The sequence below is a fragment of the Nocardioides dubius genome (assembly GCF_039528155.1).
Classification (GTDB): Bacteria; Actinomycetota; Actinomycetes; order Propionibacteriales; family Nocardioidaceae; genus Nocardioides; species Nocardioides dubius.
This window is the reverse complement of sequence record NZ_BAAALG010000005.1, coordinates 752-23,754: the sequence shown is the minus strand read 5'-3', so window position 1 is coordinate 23,754 and position 23,003 is coordinate 752. Positions and strand designations below refer to the sequence as shown.

Annotated in this window: 23 protein-coding genes and 1 pseudogene; 11 read left to right on the top strand and 13 right to left on the bottom strand. The window is 69.5% G+C overall.

What is annotated here, in order from left to right; translation table 11 throughout:
* Window positions 1-575: copper resistance CopC family protein (locus ABD151_RS06915; RefSeq protein WP_343992672.1), on the bottom strand; the 575-nt coding region annotated here is incomplete at its 3' end.
* A 172-nt stretch (window positions 576-747) separates the two neighbouring features.
* On the opposite strand from ABD151_RS06915, the gene ABD151_RS06910 reads away from it, so the two are divergent.
* Window positions 748-2,373, top strand: coding sequence for an alpha/beta hydrolase (locus ABD151_RS06910; protein ID WP_343992670.1), 1,626 nt, complete (start codon window positions 748-750; stop codon window positions 2,371-2,373).
* A gap of 290 nt (window positions 2,374-2,663) precedes the next feature.
* Window positions 2,664-3,002: a hypothetical protein gene (locus ABD151_RS06905; protein WP_343992668.1), complete on the top strand. Its 339-nt coding sequence runs from the start codon at window positions 2,664-2,666 to the stop codon at window positions 3,000-3,002.
* Between the two features lie 274 nt (window positions 3,003-3,276).
* On the opposite strand, the gene ABD151_RS06900 is transcribed toward ABD151_RS06905, so the two are convergent.
* The 10 genes and pseudogenes from ABD151_RS06900 to ABD151_RS06855 form a co-directional block, all read right to left on the bottom strand.
* On the bottom strand, window positions 3,277-4,131 hold the full coding sequence (locus ABD151_RS06900; RefSeq protein WP_343992666.1) for a hypothetical protein: 855 nt from the start codon (window positions 4,129-4,131) through the stop codon (window positions 3,277-3,279).
* Between the two features lie 399 nt (window positions 4,132-4,530).
* Window positions 4,531-5,799, bottom strand: a pseudogene (locus tag ABD151_RS06895) (APC family permease); the annotation flags it as partial.
* Between the two features lie 79 nt (window positions 5,800-5,878).
* The gene (locus ABD151_RS06890; protein ID WP_343992664.1) at window positions 5,879-7,153 is read right to left on the bottom strand and encodes a glutathionylspermidine synthase family protein; all 1,275 of its coding nucleotides are present in this window, start codon (window positions 7,151-7,153) and stop codon (window positions 5,879-5,881) included.
* Window positions 7,153-7,611, bottom strand: coding sequence for a DUF350 domain-containing protein (locus ABD151_RS06885; RefSeq protein ID WP_343992662.1), 459 nt, complete (start codon window positions 7,609-7,611; stop codon window positions 7,153-7,155). The genes ABD151_RS06890 and ABD151_RS06885 overlap by 1 nt, the downstream gene beginning before the upstream one ends.
* 43 nt (window positions 7,612-7,654) lie before the next feature.
* A complete protein-coding gene (locus ABD151_RS06880) occupies window positions 7,655-8,050 on the bottom strand; it encodes a hypothetical protein (protein ID WP_343992660.1) in 396 nt (131 codons plus the stop codon).
* On the bottom strand, window positions 8,047-8,580 hold the full coding sequence (locus ABD151_RS06875) for a potassium channel family protein (RefSeq protein WP_343992658.1): 534 nt from the start codon (window positions 8,578-8,580) through the stop codon (window positions 8,047-8,049). Before ABD151_RS06875 ends, ABD151_RS06880 begins: the two co-directional genes overlap by 4 nt.
* Window positions 8,581-8,710: 130 nt before the next feature.
* The gene (locus ABD151_RS06870; RefSeq protein WP_343992656.1) at window positions 8,711-9,520 is read right to left on the bottom strand and encodes a M57 family metalloprotease; all 810 of its coding nucleotides are present in this window, start codon (window positions 9,518-9,520) and stop codon (window positions 8,711-8,713) included.
* A 141-nt stretch (window positions 9,521-9,661) separates the two neighbouring features.
* Window positions 9,662-10,159, bottom strand: a complete 498-nt coding sequence (locus ABD151_RS06865; RefSeq protein ID WP_343992654.1) for a universal stress protein — start codon at window positions 10,157-10,159, stop codon at window positions 9,662-9,664.
* 1 nt (window position 10,160) lies between these two features.
* The gene (locus ABD151_RS06860; protein ID WP_343992652.1) at window positions 10,161-11,603 is read right to left on the bottom strand and encodes an APC family permease; all 1,443 of its coding nucleotides are present in this window, start codon (window positions 11,601-11,603) and stop codon (window positions 10,161-10,163) included.
* A gap of 51 nt (window positions 11,604-11,654) precedes the next feature.
* Window positions 11,655-12,188 (bottom strand): MarR family winged helix-turn-helix transcriptional regulator, encoded by a 534-nt coding sequence (locus ABD151_RS06855; protein WP_343992650.1) that lies wholly within the window; start codon window positions 12,186-12,188, stop codon window positions 11,655-11,657.
* Between the two features lie 71 nt (window positions 12,189-12,259).
* Here ABD151_RS06855 and ABD151_RS06850 point away from each other — a divergent pair, with 71 nt between their 5' ends.
* Entirely contained in the window at window positions 12,260-13,705 is a 1,446-nt protein-coding gene (locus ABD151_RS06850) for an MFS transporter (protein ID WP_343992648.1), read from the top strand.
* 32 nt (window positions 13,706-13,737) lie between these two features.
* Here ABD151_RS06850 and ABD151_RS06845 read toward each other — a convergent pair whose 3' ends face one another.
* Window positions 13,738-14,133 (bottom strand): DoxX family protein, encoded by a 396-nt coding sequence (locus ABD151_RS06845; protein WP_343992646.1) that lies wholly within the window; start codon window positions 14,131-14,133, stop codon window positions 13,738-13,740.
* 4 nt (window positions 14,134-14,137) lie between these two features.
* Window positions 14,138-15,055 carry a carbamate kinase gene (locus ABD151_RS06840; protein WP_343992644.1) on the bottom strand — a complete coding sequence of 306 codons (918 nt, stop codon included), beginning with the start codon at window positions 15,053-15,055 and terminating at the stop codon, window positions 14,138-14,140.
* 148 nt (window positions 15,056-15,203) lie between these two features.
* Between ABD151_RS06840 and ABD151_RS06835 the strand changes: the two genes are divergently transcribed.
* The 8 genes from ABD151_RS06835 (at window position 15,204) to ABD151_RS06800 (ending at window position 22,994) form a co-directional block, all read left to right on the top strand.
* Window positions 15,204-15,608, top strand: a complete 405-nt coding sequence (locus ABD151_RS06835; protein WP_343992642.1) for a VOC family protein — start codon at window positions 15,204-15,206, stop codon at window positions 15,606-15,608.
* A gap of 262 nt (window positions 15,609-15,870) precedes the next feature.
* Window positions 15,871-16,620 carry a GAF and ANTAR domain-containing protein gene (locus ABD151_RS06830; protein ID WP_343992640.1) on the top strand — a complete coding sequence of 250 codons (750 nt, stop codon included), beginning with the start codon at window positions 15,871-15,873 and terminating at the stop codon, window positions 16,618-16,620.
* A gap of 431 nt (window positions 16,621-17,051) precedes the next feature.
* Complete coding sequence (locus tag ABD151_RS06825; RefSeq protein ID WP_343992638.1) at window positions 17,052-18,653, top strand: ABC transporter substrate-binding protein; 1,602 nt, start codon at window positions 17,052-17,054, stop codon at window positions 18,651-18,653.
* Between the two features lie 30 nt (window positions 18,654-18,683).
* On the top strand, window positions 18,684-19,625 hold the full coding sequence (locus tag ABD151_RS06820) for an ABC transporter permease (protein WP_343992636.1): 942 nt from the start codon (window positions 18,684-18,686) through the stop codon (window positions 19,623-19,625).
* Window positions 19,622-20,506: an ABC transporter permease gene (locus ABD151_RS06815; RefSeq protein WP_343992634.1), complete on the top strand. Its 885-nt coding sequence runs from the start codon at window positions 19,622-19,624 to the stop codon at window positions 20,504-20,506. Before ABD151_RS06820 ends, ABD151_RS06815 begins: the two co-directional genes overlap by 4 nt.
* Window positions 20,499-21,509, top strand: coding sequence for an ABC transporter ATP-binding protein (locus tag ABD151_RS06810; RefSeq protein WP_343992632.1), 1,011 nt, complete (start codon window positions 20,499-20,501; stop codon window positions 21,507-21,509). Before ABD151_RS06815 ends, ABD151_RS06810 begins: the two co-directional genes overlap by 8 nt.
* Entirely contained in the window at window positions 21,506-22,336 is an 831-nt protein-coding gene (locus tag ABD151_RS06805; protein WP_343992631.1) for an ATP-binding cassette domain-containing protein, read from the top strand. The genes ABD151_RS06810 and ABD151_RS06805 overlap by 4 nt, the downstream gene beginning before the upstream one ends.
* Before the next feature lie 55 nt (window positions 22,337-22,391).
* Window positions 22,392-22,994, top strand: coding sequence for an HD domain-containing protein (locus ABD151_RS06800; RefSeq protein ID WP_343992629.1), 603 nt, complete (start codon window positions 22,392-22,394; stop codon window positions 22,992-22,994).
* The last annotated feature ends 9 nt before the right edge of the window (window positions 22,995-23,003 follow it).

Here is a 23,003-nt window from a genome sequence, read left to right as displayed (position 1 = left end):
CCCCGGCGCCCGCCGGCGTAGAGCACCAGGCCGATCACCAGCACGGCCACCAGGCCGCCGATCGCCCACCACCAGCCGGTGGAGGTGTCCTCGGTGTCGTCGCTCTCCTCGACGCCGGGGCTCGCGTCGTCCTCGGCGGCCGGGGCCTGCGCGCTCGGCGTCGGGGTGGAGGACGCTGCGGCGTCGGGCGCGGCGACGCTGAAGGAGAGCTCGCCGGTGACCGGGTGGCCATCGCCGGAGACGACCCGGTAGGCCACCGTCCAGCTCTCGCCGGCGACGCCGGCCGGCACGCTGGCGCGCACCACCTCGGGGCGGGCGCCGGATCCGAGCTCGAGGGTGACCGCCTTGGCCCCGTCCACGCGCAGGGTGACCGCACTGAGGTCGGGGCTGATCTGCTCGGTGAAGGTCAGGTCGATCGTGGCCGGCGCCTCGCTCAGGGTGGCGCCGGCGGCCGGGTCGCTCTCCACCAGCGCGGTGTGGGCGGACGCCGGGGAGAGGCCGAGCAGGGGCAGCAGCAGAAGCAGTCCGGCGACGCCGGCGATGCGGCCGAGCGGACGGAGGCGAGGGGCAGTCACCTCTCTACTATAGGAGTTAGTAGATGGCCGCTCGGTGGGGGTCGCTGCGCCTGGTGCGGGGCGTGCCGGAGCAGAAGTTCCCCATTGTGGGGTAGACCACTCCGGCTGCCCGGGTGCAGGCTCGGAGACGGCCGGGGCTCACCCCGGCCGTCTCTCGGAAAGGTTGAACATCGTGAAGAAAGCACTGACGATCTCGACGTCGGTCCTCGTCACCGCGGGGCTGCTGATGCCGATGAGTGCCACCCAGGCGGCGCCAGCCCACCAGGCCGGTTCCCGCCAAGGCTCGTACACCCCGGCCGAACCCACCTGGGGTGAGTGTGAGAGTCCGCGGCTGCAGGCTGCGGGAGCAGAGTGCGGCATGCTCGAGGTGCCGTTGAACCACGCCCGCCCCGGCGGCCGGAAGATCCAGATCGCGGTCAGCCGCGTGCTGCACACCGATCCCGACTACAAGGGGATCATCGTCGGCAACCCGGGCGGTCCCGGCGGCTCCGGCCTCGGCATGGCCCGGCTGGGCGCGGCGATCCCGAACGGCGTCGGCGCCAAGTACGACTGGTACGGCTTCGACCCGCGTGGCGTCGGCAGCAGCACGCCGTCGCTGAGCTGCGACCCGGACTACGCCGGTGCCGGCTACGACCGGCCCGACTACGTGCCGACCAAGAGGTGGACCAAGCGCTGGTGGCTGCGGGTCACCAAGAAGTACGCGCGCGACTGCTCGCGCGCGGACGCCAAGGCGCTGCTGCCGTTCATGCGCACCACCGACGTCGCAGCCGACCTCGACGCGCTGCGCGCCGCCGTCGGAGCCAAGAAGCTCAACTACTACGCCTTCTCCTACGGCACCTACCTCGGCCAGGTCTACGCGACCAGGTACCCCAAGCGGGTCGGCCGCTTCGTCTGGGACGGCGTGCTGAACGCGAAGAACGCCTTCTACCAGGCCAACCTCGACCAGAACATCCAGTTCGACAAGAACATCAACACCTACTTCAGGTGGCTGGCCGACCATGACGACACGTTCGCCCTGGGCACCGACTGGCGTGCGATCCGGCGCGGCTACTACCGGCTGCTGGACAGGCTCGACCGCGCCCCGGCGGCCGACGGCAAGCTCGGTCCCGACGAGCTCTCCGACGTGATGCTCAGTGCCGGCTACTACGTCTACGACTGGGTGGCGATCGGCGAGGCGTACGCCAAGCTGGCGAAGACCGGCGACGGCGCCGACATCATCGCGATGTACGCCGGACCGGGCGACGACAACGGCTTCGCGGTCTACAACGCCGTGCAGTGCACCGATGCGAAGTGGCCGGGCTGGAAGCGGACCCAGGCCGACGCCTGGCGGATCCACCGCAAGCACCCGTTCCTGACCTGGGGCAACACCTGGTTCAACGCGCCCTGCCTGAACTGGCCGGCCGCGTCGCGCAAGGCGGTCCGGGTCAGTGGTGACCGGATCAAGACGCCGATCCTGCTGATCGCGGAGACCAACGACGCCGCCACCGTCTACTCCGGCGCGCTGGCGACCCGTCGGGCGTTCCCGTCGTCGTACCTGATCGAGGGCGTCGGCGGCACCACCCACTCGGGATCGCTCTCCGGCATCGCCTGCACCGACGACACCATCGCCGCCTACCTGGACACCGGGAAGCTGCCGAAGCGCAAGCCCGGCAACAACCGCAGCGACCAGAAGTGCGACCCGGTGCCGGCGCCCGAGCCGACGGACGCCGCCGCGCGCTCGTTCGGTCCGGCCACCAACGACCGGATGCCGGCCGACCTGCGCAGCCTGCTCAGCAACGCCCAGCGCACCCAGCGCTGAGCGCCCGCTGATACCCGTCGTCGTCCAGCCGCTTTTCACGTGGGTTTCAGTCACCTGGGTCAAGAGATCCACGTGAAAAGCGCTGGGTCGGGGGAGGTGTCACTCGACCAGGACGTATGCGAAGGTCCCATGGTCCGAGCGGTCGTAGAGTGGCCGGACCGCGAACGTCGACGCGGCCGGGTTCCGAGAGTGGCCACGCGCTATCGAACCAGGCGAGTGGGACACGCAAACAGCGGCGACTGGCCGCAGCACTGGGCACGGCCGATGACCGGAACGTAAGGCAGATAGGCATGGCAGACGACGGGGTCGAGTGGACAGGGTCCTTCGAGCAGATGCCCAGCACCGAGGGGCCTGGCGACCTGAGCGGCGAGATGTGCGCCTTCTGTGGACGTCGACCAGCAGGCACGTTCCTGAATCTCGGAGACGGCTCCATGGCGAGATCATGGGCGGTCGCGCGCTGGTGGGCTCTCTGTCAGGAGTGTGTCCAGACTGGACATGCGGGGGCCTCGACCCTGCATGAGCGCGCGAGCGAAGAGTTGCGTGAGCTCCCGATGCTCGAGGAGATCGTGCAGTTCGTCGTCAATGCGCTGCCTGAGGTCTCGGACGCCGATCAGCAGCGCGGTCGGTAGTCCCCATCGGCAACCGGACCGAACGCAACGAGGCAGACCTACGCCGCATTGACCGGCGCCTTGCCAGGTCCAGCGAGGAAATCGACCCACCTTTGCGGATCGCCTCAACGTTCACCGTCTCCCAGGTCGAGTTGCTCGACCGGAAGAAGTGGCGTAATGCATCGGGCCGAGCAACGTGATGTTCGAGTACCTCGAGGTTTGGCACAACCGCCGTTGTTGCCACAGTCGGCTCGGATGGCTCACGCCGATAGTGTTCGAACGCGACCGCTTTTCGTCAGTTCTGTGATCCGTGCAAACGCTCATTGAGTTGCGTGGCGATGGCCTCCAAGCCCATCGTCTGCCCCCAGGTCGCCACCATCCCGTCAAAGGTCACTTCGCCAGCCGTCGTGTCGACCAACAACACCGCAGCAGTTAACCCCGAGGCGCGACGATCGACCCGGAAACCAACAACCTCGGCGATCGGAATTGAACGCTCCGTACCACCGACCTGCCGCACCGACGTCTCGTCGATGACGACCGAACTCCCCCGCAACCAGGAGATCAGGTAGCCGACAACGGCTGCCCCTACGCCGAAGACAACCAACGCAAGCGGCCCGCTAAGGTCCAGCCCGACCCACGAAGAGTTGAAACCCAGCCACACCAGAACCCCCAGCACAGCGATGAACAGCCAACTCGTCGGCCGCCGAACCCGCAACGGCGGCACGACCGACGCCGGAACCGCCCCATCGCCGAGCCCCAGCACCACCTTCATCTCGTCCAGCGCTGCTTGGAGTTTGTCGGTGCTGTCAAGGCCGACCTGAAGCTTGCGCAACTCGATGTCCCCCGTAGCAGTCCGCACCAGCGGCCAACTCCGAGTCCAGGTGCCCGTGGGACGAGTGACGACTTCAAGGTCGCGGATCTCGATAGCGGGTATGCGCGTGCGCCAGATCAGGGTCCGCCATGACAGGTACTGCGGGGTCGCGCCCATGCGCCCCCCGGCGACAGCGACCACGAGAGCCAGTGCGATGCAGCCCGCCGACATGAAAGCGAGCGGCAAAACCGCCGAGTTGCCGGCTCGACGGGACTCGGTGAATGCTGCCGCACCAGTGAATGCTGCCGCGCACAGAAGCAGTCCGGCAATGGTCAGCACACCTCCCCAGAACCGCACCTCAGGTTGCGAGGTATTCCTTGGTTTCGATGTACTCAACCGTGGTCCCCAATCCATCCAGCCAGCCCCACGCCAGAAGGCACCTGCAAGTAAGTGCGGACAAGATAGCGTGCCGCCCGCGGCAGGCCCGCGAGCACGGACTCGAGCGTGGCGAACCGGTTTGCGAGCCCATGGTGAGGATCGTCAAGAGCAAGTCCTTGCCGAGTTTCCGTTGATCCCCAGATTCCACGTAGCCCGCCTTGGGTACGGGCGCGCCGAGATGATCTAGACGGTTGCGCGACCAGCGAGGGTGAGCGGTTGGTGCCATCGGGTCGTGCGGGTGGGAGCGAGACATCTTCTGCGCAGAGCGGCCGCCGGCTTCTGGGTCCTTGGTCCCAGCGGTCAGGCCCAGAGACGCGTGCGTGCCCATGGGAGCACGACACCGCCGAGCACAGCGACGACCGCGGTCACTGCGAGCGTCGTGGTCGAGGCGTCGCGGATGCTCTCGGCCAGCACCACCACGAACAGGACGGCGGTCGCCACCGGCAGCAGCATCCGGCGCCAGGGCCGCTGCCAGGCGGCGCGGCCGAAGTAGAGCGGCACGGTGGCACAGGTGATCAGGTAGTAGCCGGCCACCAGCAGCGCGGTCGCGGCGACCGAGTCGGCGAGCATCGCCTCGCTGCTGAAGACCAACGCCACATAGGCGATCGCAGACAGTACGGTGATCGACCAGGTCGCCGCGGTCGGCGAGCCGTTGGCCTGCACCGCGCCCAGCGGCGCCGGCAGATCGCCGCGGTGGGCCATCGCCACCACGCTGCGCGCCGAGGGCAGGATCGTGGTCTGCGCGCTGGCCAGGGCGGAGGCCAGGATCGCGCCCGCCAGCAGGGTGCCGCCGCTCGAGCCGAGCAACCGGTCGGCGAGCACGGCGGTCAGGTCGCCCTCGCCGATCTCGGCGAGCAGGCCGGCTCCGGCGTAGCGGGTCACCGCCCAGGTGAAGCCCGCGTAGAGCACGACCAGTGCGGCCATCGCCCACAGTGCCGCGGCGACCGGGGTCCGGGTCGGCTCCGTCGACTCCTCGTTGACCGAGAAGGACGAGTCCCAGCCCCAGTACAGGAAGACCGCCACCAGGAAGGCCGCGACCACGCCGGAGAAGGACGGGTCGACCTCGACGCGCTGTGGCAGCGGGTCGGCCAGCAGCGCGGCGCCGGCGAACCAGACCAGGCCCAGCAGCTCGGCGATCAGCAGCGCCACCTGCACCCGGGCGGCCACGGTGATCCCGCGGTAGGCGAGCCAGGCCATCGCTGCCAGCAGGGCCACGCCGGCCACCGCCTGGGCGAGGCGCGACTCGGCCAGCGAGTCCGCGCCCAGCACCGTGAACAGGTAGACGGCGGCCATCTGGATCAGGTTCGTCATCACCAGCACACAGGCCGCGATCACGATCCAACCGGTGAGCTGCCCGGCGCGGGGGCGGAGGGCGCGCGACGTCCACGAGTAGCAGGTGCCGCAGTCCGGCTCGGCCCGGTTGAGCTCGCCGAAGCAGAGGATCACCGCCACCATCGGCACCGCCGCGACGATCAGCAGCAGCGGCGACCAGCCGCCCACCATCGAGGCGAGCAGGCCGACGCTGACCGCCAGCGAGTAGGCCGGTGCGGTGGAGGCGACGGAGAAGACGGTGGAGGAGACGGTGCCGACGGCACCGCGGGCGAGCCCCTTGTCCGCAGGGGTCTCGACTCGACCGGCGCGGCCGAGGTCACGAGCGGGGCGGCAGGGCGGGCGCGTCCGGTCCGACCCGCTCGGCGAGCCACTGCGCGACCATCTCCGGCGACGGCGCGAGGCCGTCGCTGATCACGTGCGGACAGACCCGGGAGAAGTAGTCGGTGACCATGCCGTCGGACTCGCGCACCAGCACGCCGGCGGCCTCGCCGTCGACGATCCACGAGCCGAGCACCACCCGGTTGCCCTCGAAGCTCGGCAGGTCGGTGTACTGCTGGTAGACCCACCCCTCGGCGCCGTAGTCGCCGGCCATCACGACGTCCTCGAGCATGTCCTCGAGGTGGATCCTGATGCTGTCGCCCTCGCGCCCGTGCAGTGGCTTGGCGACCCAGTTCTCCAGATCGTGCGGCGCGTCGAAGTACGCGGGCAGCAGCAGCCGGTGGTTCGGGAAGAGCTCCCACAGCACCGGCAGCAGTGCCTTGGTGCTGAGCAGCGCCTTCCAGGCCGGCTCGATCCACTTGGTGGGAACCGGCTCGGTCTCCTCGATCAGGTAGCGGCCGAAGGGCTCGCGCAGCATCTCCTCCCAGGCGTAGAGCTTGAAGGCGTTGCGGATCGGGTAGTCGTTGGCGTCGCGGTAGTCGAGGGTCTCGGGGTTCCAGCCGACCTCCGCCATCGGCTGCGCGGTCGTCGTCCACCCGGCCTGGATGGCGGTGTCCATCAGGTAGTAGCAGGTCATCTCCATCTCGCCGCCGTCGTAGCTGTCCTCCTCACCGAGGTCGTAGAGGAAGTGCAGCTCGTTGCTGCTGAAGTGGCCGGAGGCGAGCAGCTTCTCCCAGCCGGCGACCAGGCGGTCATGGACGGAGTTCCACTGGTCCATCTCGCCCATCACCTCCTCCATCCACTTCCACTGGACGATGCCGGTCTCGACCAGGCCGGTGGGGGTGTCGCCGTTGATCTCCAGCATCTTCACCGAGCCGTCGGTGCCGTAGACGAGGTCGAAGCGGGCGTAGAGGGCCGGGTCCCGGCGCTCGATCGAGCGCCGCACCACCGCGAGCGAGCCCGGTGCGAGCCCCAGCCGCTCGTCGGTCATCGTGGTCGCCATGTGGCTGACCGCCTGCAGGCACATCGCCCACAGCTCCTCGGTCGCAGCCTCCAGCATCTCGACCTCGTCGAGGGTGAACTCGTACCAGGCCTCCTCGTTCCAGTACGGAAGCTCGCTCCCGTCCGGCATCGGGGTGGTCGGGAAGACCAGGCCCTGCTCGACGACGGTCTCGCGCCAGTTCCTACGCGGGCGTGCGCGGTGGCGCCACATCAGGCGATGGAGGCGCAGACGATCGCGCCGACCGAGATCGCGGCGGCGGCGGCGACGTAGGCGAGCGGGCGCACCGGGCCGGGCTCGGTGACGATCTGGCGCAGCGAGCCGGGCATGATCGCCTCGATCGTGAAGAACATGACGGCGTTGAGCACGATGCCCACCACGCCGAACGCGACGGTCCACCCCAGCGCGGTGCCGAGGTCGGTGTCGCCGTTGGTCCAGATCGCGGTGAAGAGGACCGCGGCGTTCGACAGCAGCCAGGCCGAGGTGATCACTCCCGCCGAGCGTGAGTGCGCGTGCACCGACTCCTGGCCGTTGGCGTCCACGCCGCGCAGGTGGGTGCCGAGGTGGCCTGGGGTGGCGAGGTCGAGCACGTAGTAGCTGAGCACCAGCATCGCGCCGCCGGCGACGGCATAGGCCACGGCGTGCCAAACGGCGTTGATCAGGTCGTCCATCGGTCTCTCCTGCGAGCTGTTGGGGTGGAGGGGGAGGGGTGGCTCAGCTGAAGCCGCGGCCGCTGCCGCCGAATCCGCCCTTGGTGGTGGCGGTCTTGACGGTCTCGCCGCCGCTGCCCGGCAGGCCGCCGCGCTGCACGTCGCCGCTCAGGCTGCTGCCGGAGTAGGTGCCGCCGCTGGCCGTGCCGCCGATGGCGGGGATGCGCTGGGAGGAGCCGAGGTAGTACCAGAAGAACCCGGACGAGGAGCCGTCGTAGTCGGAGTCGTCGTCGCACTGGTCGTCGTCGACCCGCTCCTGGGTCTGCGGGTCGACGCAGACGGCGGCGTAGTCGGCGCTGCTGGAGCATCCGGTCAGGCCGCTGGCCATCACCGCGGTCACGCCCAGTGCCACGCTCGTCGAGCGCATCCGGCGCCGGGTCTGCGCATTGCTTGGCGTCATTCCTTGGCCCCCTGGTGGTTCTTCTGCATCATCGCCAGCATCTGCTCGGCGACGTCGGTGGTGCTGTCGTCGTGGGTGCTGTACTGCTCAAGGCGCTCCGTCACCCACTCCTCGCCGTGTTGAGCCCTCAGGGAGGCCAGGGTGAGGTACTCCAGCCGGTCCATCCGCTCGTGCACATCCTCCAGCACGGTCGCCACCGCCAGCGTCTCCTTGTCGAAGACGAGATGGGCGATGACGTGGCCGATCGCGATCGGGATCAGCAGCAGCATCGAGACGATCAGCACCGCACCCAGCCCACGGCCGGCGGTGCTGGCCGGGTAGAAGTCGCCGTACCCGACGGTGGAGCCGGTCACGACGCCCCACCACAGTCCCTCGATCGGGCCCTTGCCCTCCAAGATCGCGTAGCCGAACGAGCACAGGCACCAGATGGCGACGATGGTCGCGACCAGCAGGCCGGGATTGTTCACCAGCGCTTGGAGCGGGCGGATCAGCAACCCGAGCCGAGGGCCGGGTCTGGTGGTCGAGCTCAATTCTTCTCCCCCGAGACAGGCGACAGCGAGGACGATCCTAGATCTTCCCGGCTCCACTGCGCGCCGTACCGGTGGAGTGGACGCGAAGCGGCGCCGCGCTCGGTCGAGCACGGCGCCGCGTCACGGTGCGTCAGCTGCCGTAGAGAGCCTGGACCCCGGCGACGTCGCCGCTGCTGAAGGTGAGCTGTCCGGCCACGCCGTTGCACTGCGGGTAGTGCATGATCGAGTCCCGGTCGTACGGCGTCAGCGGGCGCCAGTTGTTGTCCTCGAAGCAGGCGCCGGACTCCGGCCGGGTGTGCTCGTGGCGGAAGCCGAGGGTGTGGCCGAGCTCGTGGCCCAGCACGTTGGCCTGGGTGTAGCTCATCGCCCAGAACGAGTCGTCGATCAGCACGTTGCGGGTGCGCTTGGCGGTGCTCGGGAAGAAGGCCCGGGCGATGTACTGGGTGGTGCTCACCGGCTCCACCGAGAAGAGCACCGCGTTGTTGCGCACGGTGCAGCTCGCGTCCTGGGCGGGCAGGTAGCGGAAGTCGATCGCCGAGGAGGCGTTCTCCCACATCGCCGCTCCGGCGCTCATCGCCGCGACCACGTCCGCCTTGCGGGTGCCGAACTTGTTGCTGACGCAATAGGTCAGGTTGCCGATCTGGCTGTCGGACCACGCGTCGTCCACGCCGCCGACGGTGTTGACCACCAACCCCTCCTCGTGGGTGGCGGACTTCCGGCTGCCGTAGACGGCGTCGTAGAAGGTGCGCAGTGAGCCGGTCGAGGAGACCGGCTCGTCGCCGTTGACGATGTAGGTGCCATCGGCGTCGCGGTAGGTGGAGCCGGCGAACTCCTGGAATGTCGGGCGCTCGGTGGGCGCGGCGGTGGCCGCCCCGGCCAGGGAGATGCCGACGGCGATCGTCGCGGTAGCGATGCTGATCTTCTTGGTGCGGAGGTTCATGGTTCTCCTCGATCTGGATGGGCCTTGCGATCAGCAAGGTCCGCCCATCCTGTGAATCGAACCGGCCTCAGCGGAAGCCGCATCGTGCTTCGACTTCCTGCATTGCGAGAAGTTGAAGAAGTGTGCTCGGCGCTGCTCCGACTAGGTGCGCGGGTTGGGCGGGCGGTTCCCGCGCGGGCGGCGTGGCCGGTTGGGCCGTGGCTGCGGCCGCACCACCAGCACCGGGCAGGGCGCGTAGTGCTGGACGCGCTGCGCGGTGCTGCCGACCAGCACGCCGCCGCCCAGTCCGCGACCGCCGGCGGCGATCACGATCAGCCCGGCGTGAAGCTGCTTGGCGGCCTTGATGATCTCGCCGGCTGCGGAGCCGCTGCGCAGCCGCGCGTGCACCGTCGGTCCCCAGCCCTCGAACTCGGCGGCGACGGTGGCCACCGCTCGCTCCGCCTCGGCCCGGAAGGAGAGGTCGGCGTCACCGAGCTCGGCGCGGTCGGAGATCTCGTCGGCGAAGGCGACCGAGGAGAGCGGCCGGATCACCGCGATCACCGAGATGTCGCTGATCTTGGTGGGATCGGCGAACCCCTTGAAGGTGCGGGCCGCGGTGAGCGACTGGCGCGAGCCGTCGGTGGTCACCAGGACGTGCATCTCAGGCCTCCTTCGTGGACGTCGTGCTCGGGTCCCCGCGCTCGGCGCTGAGCGGCCGGTTGCGGCGTCCGAAGAGGTACTCCAGCGCGAAGAGGACGCCGCCGACGGCGATCAGCCCCGCACACCAGATCAATGACGTCGGATCGTCGACGACCACGTAGACCAGCAGCACCAGGTTGCCGACCAGGCCGATGCCGAGCAGGGCGCGAGGAGCGCGGAAGGTCTGCTCCGACTCGTCGCGCCCGCCCAGCTTGAAGGCGGCGGCGATCACCAGGACGTAGATGAACAGCAGCAGCACCACGGTGACGGTGGCGAGCCGGGCGATCAGGTCGATGCCGCCGCCGGCCTTGACCACCAGGGTGCCGATCACCAGCAGGGTCGCGATCACCAGCGAGGAGAAGATCAGCCCGACCCAGGGGCTGCGCCGGGTGGGGTGCAGCTTGGCGAAGACGCCGGGGACGACGTCCTCGCGCGCCATCCCGTAGAGGATCCTGGGCTGGGTGACGACGGCGACCAGGGTGGTGTTGGTGATCGCGATGCAGGCGATCACCGCGAAGAGCGTCGTCATGAAGCCGAGCGGCAGCCCGATCACGTCGGCCTTCACCACCTCCAGCAGGGCGGCGTCGGAGGCCGCCAGGTCGGTGCTGCCGACCACCAGCGAGGCGACCATCGCGACCAGCACGTAGATCACGCCCGCCGCCACCATGCCGCCGATCAGAGCCCGGGGGAAGGCGCGCTGTGGGTCGATGGTCTCCTCGGCGACGTTGGCCACGTTCTCGAAGCCGGTCATCGCGAAGAAGGCGAGCGCGACCCCGGCGACGATCGCGAAGATCGGGTTGGCGGCGCTGGTCTCGAACTCCACGAGCCGGGAGAAGTCGGGGCTCTCGGTGGCGATGTACCAGACGCCGATCGCGATCACGATCACCAGACCGGAGATCTCCACGAACGTCATCAGCATGTTGATCACCACCGACTCGGTGATCCCGATGAAGTTGATCAGGGTGAGCGCCGCGAGGAAGACCAGCGCCACCAGCAGGGCCGGCGGCACGTCCCACAGCTCGAGGAAGTAGCGGGCGAAGCCGATCGAGAGCGAGCCGGCGGCCGCGAAGCTCGCGGAGAGGAAGGAGACGGTGACCAGGAAGGCGAGGGCCCGGTTGCCGAAGGCCTTGTTCACGTAGAGCGCGGCACCGGCTGCCTTCGGGTACTTGGTCGCCAGCTCGGCGTAGGCGAGTCCGGTCATCGCGGCCACCGAGACGCCCGCTGCGAAGGCGATCCAGAAGGCCCCGCCGACCTCGCCGGCGACGGATCCGATCAGGACGTAGATGCCCGAGCCGAGGACGTCGCCAAGGACGTAGAAGAAGAGCAGCCGGCCGGTGATCGAGCGGGTGAGCTCCGCTGCCGGTGGGTGCTCACCGCGCCCGGGTGAGGTCTCGACAACGGCCATGTGCCCTCCCGGCTCTTCGGCGATGGGCCTGCCCGGTACCCCGAATCCGGCTCAGGATTCGTCGCGGCGCCCTGCGTCCTGGGGAGGGATGCAGCCCTCGGTGGCGTGCATGAAGTCGCGCAGGCCGTCGGCGAGGCGGCGCAGCAGGTCGGCGTCCACGCCGCTGAAGAGCTCGCTCTCGACCTGCTCGATCGCGCCGGCGATGACCAGGAACCGCTCGCGCCCGGCGTCGGTGATCTCCACGTTCACTTGGCGTCGGTCGTGCGGGGCGAAGGTGCGCAGCACGTGTCCGGCCGTCTCCAGCTTGGCGATCCGGTGGGTGATCGCACCGGGGGTGACCTGGGCCAGGTCCTGGAGCTCGCCGACGCCCAGCGAGCCGCCGGATCGGAGCAGGCCCGAGAGCAGGGGCAGCTCCCAGAACTCGATGCCCTGCGGGGCGAGACGTCGCCGGCTCTCGGTCTCCAGCCAGTGCGAGATCCGCCGGAGCCGGATGTGGAAGGCCTCGGCGTCGAGGTCGCCCTCGGGCTTGCGCTCGCGGATCTGGTCGAGGATCGCGTCCACCCGGTCGCGGCTCTCAGCGCTCATCTCCAGCTCCGTTCGGAATTAATTCAATGCTGCGATTATTGTAGCCTTCATGCAATTGAAGGGTTCTGCTCATGTCATCCTCTAGCTCCACCGCCGCAACCGCACCCGCGACGCAGAGCCCGGCCGAACCACAGCACGCGATGGCCACCATCGCGCTGGCCATCCTGGGGATCTTCGTCACCTACGTCCCGGTCGCCGCGGTCAGCGTGGCACTCGCCACCATCGGCCGCGAGACCGGCGCCTCCACCGCCGGCCTGCAGTGGGTCTCCGACGCCTACGTGATCCCGATGGCCGCCGCGGTGCTGTCGGCCGGCGTCTTCGGCGACATCTACGGACGTCGCCGGCTCTACCTGATCGGGATGGCGCTCACCATCGCCGGGGGCGGCGTCGCCGGCCTGCTGGCCGCGGTCCTCGAAGACCACGAGCTCGCTCTGCTGTGGACCGGTCAGGCGATCGCCGGCGTCGGCGCCGGCCTGTTGATCCCGACCACCCTCGCGCTGATCGCGCAGGCGGTGCCGAACCCGCGTGAGCGCGGCAAGTTCATCGGGCTCTGGTCGACCGGGCTGATGCTCGGCCTGGCGCTCGGCCCGGTGATCTCCGGCCTGGTGATCAAGGTGGGGTCGTGGCACTGGATCTTCGCCCCGACCGTCGCGCTGGCGATCGTCGCCGCGCTCTGCACGCTGCGGCTGATGCCGGAGTCGGCGCCGATCGAGGGACGCCGCCTGGACTGGCCCGGACAGATCACCGCGACGATCGCCATCGCCGCCTCGATCTTCGGGATCATCGAGGGCGGCTCCGAGGGCTGGGGCTCGTGGCAGGCGATCGGCGGCCTCGCCCTCGGCGCGCTCGCGCTGCTCGCGTTCCTGGTGGCCGAGAAGCGATCCGCCTCGCCGCTGCTCGACCTCAAGCTGTTCGCCTCGCCGTCGTTCTCGGCAGCTGGCTTCGCCGGACTGATCGCGCTCTTCTCGATCGTCGGCTGCATGTTCCTGCTCAGCCTCTTCTTCGGCTACGCCCAGCAGCTGGAGCCGCTGGAGATCGCCGGGCGGCTGCTCTTCGTGACCGCCGTGGGTGCCGCCACCGGCCCGCTCGCGGCCCGGCTGATGCACAAGGTCAAGGCGATGCACGTGCTGGCCGGAGGCCTGGTGCTCTCCGCGATCGGGCTCTTCGCGCTGACCTCGATCGACACCGAGACCGGCGTGTGGGCGCTCGGTTGGCGCCTGGTGATCTTCGGACTCGGCAACACCATGACGATGACGGCGGTCTCCACCGCGGCGATCAACTCGGTGCCGCTCCGCTTCGCCGGGATGGCCGCTGCCGGGAACACCGTGCTGCGGCAGTACGGCGGCGCGCTCGGACCGGCGATCCTGGGCGTCGTCTTCTCGCACCAGGTCGCCGGTGGCGCCACAGTCGCCGAGGCGTTCAGTGCCGCGATCACCACGAACGTCGCACTGCTGGTGCTGGCGGCGCTGGTCTGCGTGGTGGCGGCGCGCCGCGAGGCGCACCCGCTGCACGGCTGAGTGGCGGCGGGCTGCCTTGTGGTCCGGGCTGCCTAGCGCTTTCGGCGCAGCAGCCCGCCCGACCACAGGGCCCAGAGCACCAGCAGCGGCTGGAAGAAGAGCCGGGTGAGTCGCTTGGCGTCGGTGTCCAGCCCGAAGGCGTCGTTGCCCTCCAGGTACTGGGCGACGTTGCCGGGGAAGATCGCCACGAAGAAGGCGGCGAGCAGGCCACCGAAGAGGCCGCGGTGCTTCGGCGCCGCGGCCAGGCCGGCGCCGAGCGCGATCTCCACGACGCCCGAGCCGAGCACGGTCAGGTCGTCGTCGAGAGGGAACCATTCGGGCACCTGGGCGGTGAACTCCTGGCGGTGGGTGGTCAGATGCAGGACACCTGCGGTGACCATCACCGAGCCGAGGGCGAGTCGAGCGATCTTCTGCGGAAGTGGGCTCATCTGCTCAGCCTAGGGCGGGAGCCGTCACCCGGGTGCCGGATCGGCCGTCGAGCAGGGCGATCGGGTCGTCCAGCGAGCCGATCACGGCGAACTTCCCGCCGCCCTCGACGAACCGGCAGGCGGCCTCCACCTTCGGCCCCATCGAGCCGGCCGGGAAGCGCATCGCGCGCAGGCTCGCGGCGTCGATCTCGCCGATCTCCGCCTGCTGCGGGGTGCCGTAGTCGCGGAGCACCGCGGGGACGTCGGTGAGCACCAGCAGCGCGTCCGCGTCCAGCGCCCGGGCCAGCACCGCACCCGTCAGGTCCTTGTCCACGACGGCCTCCACGCCATGCAGCCGGTCCGCGCCGTCGCGCACCACCGGCACCCCGCCGCCGCCCGCGCAGACCACGATCGCGCCGGAGTCGAGCAGCAGCCGGATCAGGTCGGTCTCGACCACCTCGCGCGGCTGCGGGGAGCCCACCACCCGCCGCCAGCCGTCGCCGTCGGGATGCACGCTCCAGCCCCGGGTGGTGGCGAGCTCGAGGGCCTCCTCGTGGGTGTATGTCTCGCCGATGAACTTGGTCGGGTTGGTGAACGCCGGATCAGCCGGGTCGACCTCGGTCTGGTTGATGATCGCGGCCACCCGGCGTCCGGGCACGGCGTTGTGCAGCTCCTGGAGCAGCCAGTAGCCGATCATTCCCTGGGTCTGCGCGCCGAGGACGTCGAACGGGTAGGGCGTGCTCAGGTGCGGATCCGAGGCGCTCTGCACGGCCAGCACGCCGACCTGGGGTCCGTTGCCGTGGGTGATCACCACCTCGTGCTCGGCGAACAGCGGCGCCAGCGCCAGCGCGGCCCGGCGCGCGTTGGCCTGCTGCACCGCGGCGTCGGGCCGCTCGTGGCGGCGCAGCAGTGCATTGCCTCCGAGGGCGACCAGGATCCGCATGGACGCCGTCAGCTCGGGGTGCGGGTGTCGGTGGGGCTCATGGACCCACGCTAGTAGTCCGTGTCGCGGAGTCAATGGACGCGCGGAAGGCCCGGCGTGGCATAGAAAAGCGCTTGCCACCGGCCCCGGTGCGGGCCACGGTGGGGTGATGACGAGCCTCATCGCACATACCTCGGTCGACTGCCGCAACGCCTATCAGCTCTCGATCTTCTGGAAGCAGGTCATCGGCTACTCCGACATTCCCGGCGACCCCAACCTGCCGGGCCACGAGGAATGCATGATCGAGGACGCGGACTCGGGGCATCGGGTGCTCTTCATCGAGGTGCCGGAGGAGAAGACGGTGAAGACCCGCCTGCACTTCGACCTACGTCCGCGCACCGGCACCCAGGCCGAGGAGGTCGATCGCCTGCTGGGGATCGGCGCTCGCCAGGTCGCGGACCATCGCGACATCCACGGCCCGGGCACCGGCTGGGTGATCCTGGCCGACCCGGAGGGCAACGAGTTCTGCATCCTGCGGTCGCTGTCCGAGGTCGAGCAGAACGCTGCGAACTAGTGTCCCGACACGCGCCACTAGGTGGAGACTGCAACCGAAATTAGGCCCCGGAGGGGTGCCTGACGCCGCCTGCGGCAACGAATCTTGTTACGTAGGTGAGTAATACTGGATCTCTTTTCCTCACCTGCCCCGGAAGGGCTGTACGACCCCACATTTCGGCCCGTACCGTTCCGTTCTGGGGCAGCCCCCACTGGCTCACTCCCTCCCAAGTCAACGCGGCCAGTGGGGGCTTTTTCATTGCCGCAAGGCGCACAATGCAGTCATGCCCACCAGCGACGATCCGCTTGCGGTCTGGATAGCTGAGGCCTCCCGGGAGATGGAGGGTCAGGACGGCGAGCAGGCCACGTTGCGAGCTGCCACCAGGCTCGCGGTCGTGAACATCGACGGGGCCACCTCCGCCAGCGTCTCCATCGTCAGCGGCCGGCAGATCGCCACCCCGGCCTGGGACGGCGAGCTGGCGCGTGAGTGCGATCGTCTGCAGTACCTGCTCGGGGAAGGGCCGTGCCTCGACTCGATCGCCGAGCGCCATGCGGTGCGCAGTCCCAGCCTCGCCTACGACGAGCGCTGGCCCGTCTGGGGGCCGCGGGTGGCGGACGATCCGGGGGCGCACAGCGTGCTCTCGGTGCGGCTCTTCACCGACGGTCACGCCTTCGGAGCCCTCAACATGTACTCGCCGGCCAAGGACGCCTTCAGCGACCAGGACCAGGAGGAGGCCACGGCCCTGGCCGCGCACATCGCGATCGCGTTGGCAGCCGTGCGACAGTCCGACTCGTTGCTCGCCGGTCTCGACAGCCGGAGCGTGATCGGCCAGGCGATGGGGATCATCATGGAGCGCTTCGACCTCGCCCCGCCGGTGGCGCTCTCGCTGCTCGGCAGGATCGCCTCGTCCACCCAGACCAAGGTCCGCGACGTCGCGCGCGAGATCGTCACCACCCGCTCGGTGCCGACCCTGCATGCGGCGGAGCCGGGCACCGGCGTGCTGCCGCTGGAAGGCGGGTCTGCCGTCGGCTGAGCCGTGCTGCCTGCACGGCTGGTGACAGGTCGTCCCGCGGGTCGATCGCGCCTTGCGACCGTGCTCACGACCGCACCCCGATTGTGCTCACGAGCGCGATGGACCGCGCCTGCGACGGCGCCCGCAGCGGCGCGCTGCTGTGCCCGGCAGCGGTCGTCGGCGAGGCGCCGTCGCGGGTCCATTGTATGGAACATTGCGAGGTAGGCGGAGGGACTTAGGTCGCCCTAACCCGCTCAAGCGGCCGAAGAATTGATTAAAAGATTTGGGCAATAGCCTTGCATCGCCAGTCGAAACCTCATAACTTCTTCGCGTGATGCGCATCACCCGGGTGGGAGCCCCGGGGGCGCACTGCCCGCACCTGGGGGGCCTGCCCAGGTACGACCGACCCCTGCGCAGATGCGTGGGCCGAGTTGAAGGGTTGGCATCCCGAGATGTTGACGACCACCAGCAAGAGGCGATCGGCGGCCGCGATCCTCGCGGGCGCGCTGCTGCTCGCGCCACTGGCCGCCTGCGGATCCAGCGGCTCCGACGACAAGGCCACCGGCAGCCCCAGCGCTGCCGCTGACCCGGCCAGCTTCGACCGCACCGCCACCATCACCATCGGCACGCCGTCGCCGTCCAACATCTTGGACCCGGCGCTGCAGAACAACATCGGTCAGAACACCTTCACGTTCCTGATCTACGACTCGCTCACCCAGATGGACTCCGACTACCAGGTGCAGCCGATGCTCGCCACGTCGTGGGAGTACGCCGCGGACGGCTCGAGCCTCACCCTCAAGCTGCGTGACGACGTCACCTTCAACGACGGCACCAAGTTCGACGCCAGCGTCGTCGAGGCCAACATCAACCGCGGCAAGACCCTCCAGGGCAGCGCTCTGGTCGCCGCGCTGAACCCGATCGACAAGGTCGTCGTCGAGGACGACTACACCGTGCGCCTCGAGCTCAAGAAGGGCCTGGGCGCCGAGCTGCCCGCCGTCTTCGCGCTCAACGCCGGGATGATGGTGAGCCCGAAGGCCTTCACCGAGCGTGGCGGCGAGCTGGCCACCGACCCGGGCACGGCGGGCTCCGGCCCCTACATCCCGGTCCAGGTCACCTCCGGCCAGGAGCTCGTCCTCGAGCGCAGCGACGACTACTGGAACGACGACACCGCCTACGCACAGAAGCTGATCGTGCGCACCGTCGTCGACCAGGCCGCCCGGATCAACGGCGTGCAGACCGGCGACCTCGACGTCGCGCAGATCTCCGGCGCCTCCCCGGTGCAGGAGTCGCTGGCACTGGTCGACCGCGGCGCCTTCGAGGGCGACCTGATCAGCCAGGCGACCCCTGTGGTGCTGATGCTCAACGCCGAGCGCGGCGACCTCAAGAAGCCGGAGATCCGCCAGGCGATCGCGATGGCCGTGAACCGCGAGGAGATGGTGGAGGGTCTGTTCGCCGGCAACGCCACCGCCGCCGACCAGTTCTACGCCGAGGGCTTCTGGGCCCACGACGACGACTTCGGCGCCGAGCGTCCCTTCGACGCCGACGCCGCCAAGAAGCTCGTCGAGGAGGCCGGCGGTGCCGAGATCGACGTGGCTGCCGCGACCGGCTCCACCGCCGAGCCCGTCGCCCAGGCGCTGCAGGACCAGCTCGGCAAGGTCGGCATCAAGGTGAACCTGCAGTCGATCCCGTTCGCGCAGATCGACGACATGTACCGCCGCGGTGAGCTCGACGCCCAGGTGATCAACGCATCGCCCGCGCCGGACCCGGCCAGCACCATGGACTACTACGTCACCTCCGGCTTCAACGCGGCCCGTGGTCACGGCGACCTCTTCGGCTCGCTGGTCGCCGAGGCGGCCGACCCGACCAAGTCGATCGACGAGCGCGCGGCCAAGTACCACGAGATCTGGAAGATCATGGCCGAGAAGGACGTCTGGGTGCCGATCCTGTGGGGTCAGCAGGTCTGGGTGCGCAACGACAAGGTCGCCAACGTGCCGAACCTGTCGTGGGTGCGCAGCGGCTTCCCGAGCTACCGCGACATCGGCAAGGTCAAGTAAGTCGCTGGCTGAATCGAGCAGGAACAGATCATGACTCTGTACGCATTGCGCAGGCTGGCAGTCGCACTGCCGATCCTCGTAGCCGTCACCTTCTGCGTCTTCGCGCTGGTGGACCTGGCTCCGGGCGATCCGGCAGCAGCGATCGCCGGTGAGAACCCCACCCCTGAGCGGATCAACGAGATCCGCGTGATGCTCGGCCTCGACGAGCCGTTGCTGACCCGCTACGTCAGCTGGTTCACCGCAGCCGTCCAAGCGGATCTGGGCTCCTCGCTCGCCAACGGGCAGTCGGTCACCGAAGTGATCGGCGACCGACTGCCCGTCACCATCTCGCTGGTCTTCGTGGCGATGCTGATCACCCTGGTGGTCGGCCTCGCCGCGGGGATGTTGGCCGCCCTGCGCCACGGGCGGCCCACCGACCGGGTGATCACCGCCCTCGCCTCGGGCGCGATCGCGCTGCCGCCCTTCTGGGTGGCCCTGGTGCTGGTGCTCCTCTTCTCGGTGAACCTCGGCTGGTTCCCCTCGATCGGCTACGAGCCGCTCTCCGCGGGGCTGTGGCCGTGGCTCTCCCACCTGCTGCTGCCGGCGATCGCGCTCTCGCTGCTGCCGATGGCCGAGGTGACGATGCAGTTCCGCCAGGCGCTGGCGACGGTGCTCAAGCTCGACTACATCACCAACGCCGAGGCGCGCGGCCTCTCCCGCCCCCGAGTGCTGGGCAAGCACGCCGCGAAGAACGCGGCGGTCCCGGTGACCACCGTCTTCGCCTACCGGTTCGCGCAGGTGCTCGGCGGCACGGTGGCGATCGAGAGCGTCTTCGACCTTCCCGGCATCGGCCGGCTCGCCGTCAACAGCGTGCTCTCGCGCGACATCCCGGTGCTGCTCGGCCTGGTCGCGCTGACCACGTTGATCGTGCTGGTGATCAACCTGCTGGTCGACATCTCCTACGGATACTTCAACCCGAAGGTGCGCACATGAGTACCGCCGCGCAGAAGCCGGCCGGGGCGAGCGCCGTCGGGCGCGGACGCCTGCGTGGCTTCGTCAGAGCAGAGCCCCTTGCTGCACTGTCGTTCGTCTACCTGGCGCTGATCGTGCTGGCCGCGATCTTCGCCCCCGTCCTGGCCAGTCACGACCCCAACGCGCAACAGCTGATGCTCCGGCTGCAGCCGTGGGGCGGCGACCACCTCTTCGGCACCGACGACTACGGGCGCGACGTCTTCAGCCGCCTGGTCTACGGAACCCGGGTGACCCTGCAGGCCTCCGCCGTCGCGGTCGGCGTCAGCGTGCTGATCGGCGTGCCGACCGGCCTGCTGGCCGGCTACCGCAAGGGCCTGGTCGACGCCGTGCTGTCGCGGATCTTCGACGGCCTGATGTCCATCCCCGGCCTGATCCTGGCGCTCACCATCGTCGCGGTGCTCGGTCCCGGCCTGACCAACGCGATGGCTGCGGTGGGCCTGATCTTCGCGCCGCAGTTCTTCCGGGTCACCCGCGCCGCCACCCAGGAGGTGATGGGGGAGACCTACATCGAGTCGTCCATCTCGATCGGCTGCAAGCCGACCCGGGTGGTCCTCAAGCACGTGATGCCCAACGTGGTGCCGGCGATCCTGGTGCAGATCTCGGTCGCCCTGGGCGTCGCGGTCAGCGCCGAGGCCAGCCTGAGCTTCCTCGGCCTGGGCGTCGAGGCGCCCACCGCCAGCTGGGGATCCATGCTCAGCACCTCGGCCCAGACGATGACCATCGCGCCCAACATGGTCTGGCTCCCCGGTCTGATGATCTTCAGCGTGGTGCTGGCCTTCACCCTGCTCGGCGAGGGCATGCGTCGCGCGCTCGTCTCGACCGGAAAGAACAACGATGACTGAGTCGATCACGTCCCAGCCTCCGCTGCTCGAGGTCGAGGGCCTGACCCTCGAGTACGGCAGCGGACGCCGGTGGACCCGCGTCGTCGAGGACGTCAGCTTCACCCTCAACGCGGGCCAGACCCTTGCCCTGGTGGGGGAGTCCGGCTCCGGCAAGACCGTCTCGGCGACCGCCGTGCTGGGCCTGGCCGGCCGCAAGGGCGGCCGGATCGCCGAGGGCTCGATCAAGCTGCGGGGCCGGGAGCTGGTCGGTCTGCCGGAGCGCGAGCTGCGCCGGATCCGCGGCTCCGAGGTCGCGATGATCTTCCAGAACCCCTTGCGCAGCCTGAACCCGGCGTTCACCGCGGGTGAGCAGGTCGCCGAGGTGGCCAGGGTGCACCTCGACCTCGGCCGCAAGGCGGCCTGGGACCGGGCGATCGAGATGCTCGACGCGGTCGGCATCCCCGACCCGGAGCGTCGCGCCCGCGACTACCCGCACCAGTTCAGCGGCGGCATGGCGCAGCGTCTCGCGATCGCGGCAGCCCTGTGCAGCAACCCGTCGGTGCTGATCGCCGACGAGCCGACCACGGCTCTCGACGTCACCGTGCAGGCCCTGGTCCTGCAGCTGCTGCGCAAGGTGCAGAGCGACACCGACCTGGCCGTGCTCTTCATCAGCCACGACCTCGGCGTGGTCGCCGACGTGGCCGACCGCGTGGTGGTGATGTACTCCGGCGAGGTGGTCGAGCAGGGGCCGATCGAAGACCTCTTCACCACGCCGTCGCACCCGTACACCGCAGGGCTGCTGGGCTCGATCCCGGCGCTGGGCCGCGGCGAGCCGCTGCGCGCGATCCCCGGCACCATCCCGCCGCCGGGAACGCTGCAGGGCACCTGCCGCTTCGCCGAGCGCTGCGAGCACAAGGTGGCCGGCTGCCAGCAGGCCCATCCGCCGTTGGCCGTCACCGCCGACTCCCGCGCGGTGCGCTGCCTGCGCGCGGCCGACCTGGTTCTGGAAGGGATCACCCGATGAGCGCGCTCCTCGAGGTCAAGGGCCTCGGCAAGACCTTCGGCGGCCGCAGCAGGCTCTCGCTGGGGCGCGGCAAGGTGGTCACCAAGGCGGTCGACGACGTCTCCTTCACCGTCACCAAGGGCCGCTCGGTAGCGGTGGTCGGCGAGTCGGGCGCCGGCAAGTCGACCGTCGGTCGCCTGGTGCTGCGCCTGATCGAGCCCGACGAGGGCACGATCACCTTCGACGGCGTGGACCTGCGGGCGCAGAGCGCCGAGGGGATGCGGCAGATGCGCCGGCGGATGCAGATGGTCTTCCAGGACCCGTACAGCTGCCTCAACCCTCGGATGAGCATCGCCGACTCGATCGCCGAGCCGCTCGTCGTCCACGACCTGGCCGGGCGCGCCGAGCGCGACGCCAAGGTCGCCGAGATGCTCGACCGGGTCGGCCTCGGCTCGCGGTTCGCGCGCAGGTTCCCGGTCGAGCTCTCCGGTGGCCAGCTGCAGCGGGTCGCGATCGCGCGGGCGCTGATCGTGGAGCCCGACTTCGTGGTCTGCGACGAGCCGACGGCTGCGCTCGACGTCTCGGTGCAGGCCCAGGTGCTGGAGCTGCTCACCCAGATGCAGTCCGAGCTGGGCCTGGCGCTGCTCTTCATCACCCACCACCTGGCCCTGGTCGAGGTGATCGCCGACGACGTGCTGGTGATGAAGCGCGGCCGGGTGGTGGAGCAGGGCCCGGTGACCGAGGTGCTGCGCCGTCCCCGCGAGGAGTACACCCGCGACCTGCTGGCCGCGGTGCCGAGCCCGATCCCGCGCGTGCTGCGCGAGGGCCAGCCGCTGACCGCGACCTGAGCCACGGCGGCCCGCCATGACTGCGAACCGACTGAACGAGAAGGAGTTCTGAGAGATGACCATGGAGATGGTGAGCTTCACCAGCATGGACGACGCCACCCCGGAGGAGATCAAGCTGATCGCCAGCGAGGCAGCGCGTCACCGCACCGAGAACCTGGTGCCGAACCTGGTCCGCCAGCTGGAGGCGATGCAGGGCCACACCTACGGGTACCGGGTGGATCGCTACACCCACTCGCTGCAGAGCGCGACCCGCGCACTGCGCGAGGGCGCCGAGACCGACATGATCGTCGCCGCACTGCTGCACGACATCGCCGACGACCTGTCGCCGGACAACCACAGCGAGGTGGCCGCCGCCATCCTCAAGCCGTTCGTCTCCGACGAGGCGTGGTGGGTGGTCAAGCACCACGGCGTCTTCCAGACCTACCACTACGGCGAGGCGATGGGGATCCCCACCGACTCCCGCGAGCGCTACCGCGACTCGGAGTACTTCGACTCCTGTGCGCACTTCTGCGCGGCCTGGGACGCGGTCTCCTTCGACCCCGACTACGACACCCTGCCGCTGGAGGAGTTCATGCCGCTGCTGCGTGAGGTCTTCGGTCGCGAGCCGAAGTCCTGGGGCGACCCGGACCTGCAGCTGGAGGAGAGCCCGGTCGCCTGAGCGACCCTC

Bases quoted from the DNA above. Each gene is read 5' to 3' on its own strand.
- ABD151_RS06885 (WP_343992662.1), bottom strand. From the start codon at position 7,611: ATGGACGACCTGATCAACGCCGTTTGGCACGCCGTGGCCTATGCCGTC.
- ABD151_RS06810 (WP_343992632.1), top strand. From the start codon at position 20,499: ATGACTGAGTCGATCACGTCCCAGCCTCCGCTGCTCGAGGTCGAGGGC.
- ABD151_RS06870 (WP_343992656.1), bottom strand. From the start codon at position 9,520: ATGAACCTCCGCACCAAGAAGATCAGCATCGCTACCGCGACGATCGCC.
- ABD151_RS06855 (WP_343992650.1), bottom strand. From the start codon at position 12,188: ATGAGCGCTGAGAGCCGCGACCGGGTGGACGCGATCCTCGACCAGATC.
- ABD151_RS06860 (WP_343992652.1), bottom strand. From the start codon at position 11,603: ATGGCCGTTGTCGAGACCTCACCCGGGCGCGGTGAGCACCCACCGGCA.
- ABD151_RS06835 (WP_343992642.1), top strand. From the start codon at position 15,204: ATGACGAGCCTCATCGCACATACCTCGGTCGACTGCCGCAACGCCTAT.
- ABD151_RS06830 (WP_343992640.1), top strand. From the start codon at position 15,871: ATGCCCACCAGCGACGATCCGCTTGCGGTCTGGATAGCTGAGGCCTCC.
- ABD151_RS06880 (WP_343992660.1), bottom strand. From the start codon at position 8,050: ATGACGCCAAGCAATGCGCAGACCCGGCGCCGGATGCGCTCGACGAGC.
- ABD151_RS06820 (WP_343992636.1), top strand. From the start codon at position 18,684: ATGACTCTGTACGCATTGCGCAGGCTGGCAGTCGCACTGCCGATCCTC.
- ABD151_RS06850 (WP_343992648.1), top strand. From the start codon at position 12,260: ATGTCATCCTCTAGCTCCACCGCCGCAACCGCACCCGCGACGCAGAGC.
- ABD151_RS06815 (WP_343992634.1), top strand. From the start codon at position 19,622: ATGAGTACCGCCGCGCAGAAGCCGGCCGGGGCGAGCGCCGTCGGGCGC.
- ABD151_RS06840 (WP_343992644.1), bottom strand. From the start codon at position 15,055: ATGCGGATCCTGGTCGCCCTCGGAGGCAATGCACTGCTGCGCCGCCAC.
- ABD151_RS06825 (WP_343992638.1), top strand. From the start codon at position 17,052: ATGTTGACGACCACCAGCAAGAGGCGATCGGCGGCCGCGATCCTCGCG.
- ABD151_RS06805 (WP_343992631.1), top strand. From the start codon at position 21,506: ATGAGCGCGCTCCTCGAGGTCAAGGGCCTCGGCAAGACCTTCGGCGGC.
- ABD151_RS06800 (WP_343992629.1), top strand. From the start codon at position 22,392: ATGACCATGGAGATGGTGAGCTTCACCAGCATGGACGACGCCACCCCG.
- ABD151_RS06865 (WP_343992654.1), bottom strand. From the start codon at position 10,159: ATGCACGTCCTGGTGACCACCGACGGCTCGCGCCAGTCGCTCACCGCG.
- ABD151_RS06905 (WP_343992668.1), top strand. From the start codon at position 2,664: ATGGCAGACGACGGGGTCGAGTGGACAGGGTCCTTCGAGCAGATGCCC.
- ABD151_RS06890 (WP_343992664.1), bottom strand. From the start codon at position 7,153: ATGTGGCGCCACCGCGCACGCCCGCGTAGGAACTGGCGCGAGACCGTC.
- ABD151_RS06845 (WP_343992646.1), bottom strand. From the start codon at position 14,133: ATGAGCCCACTTCCGCAGAAGATCGCTCGACTCGCCCTCGGCTCGGTG.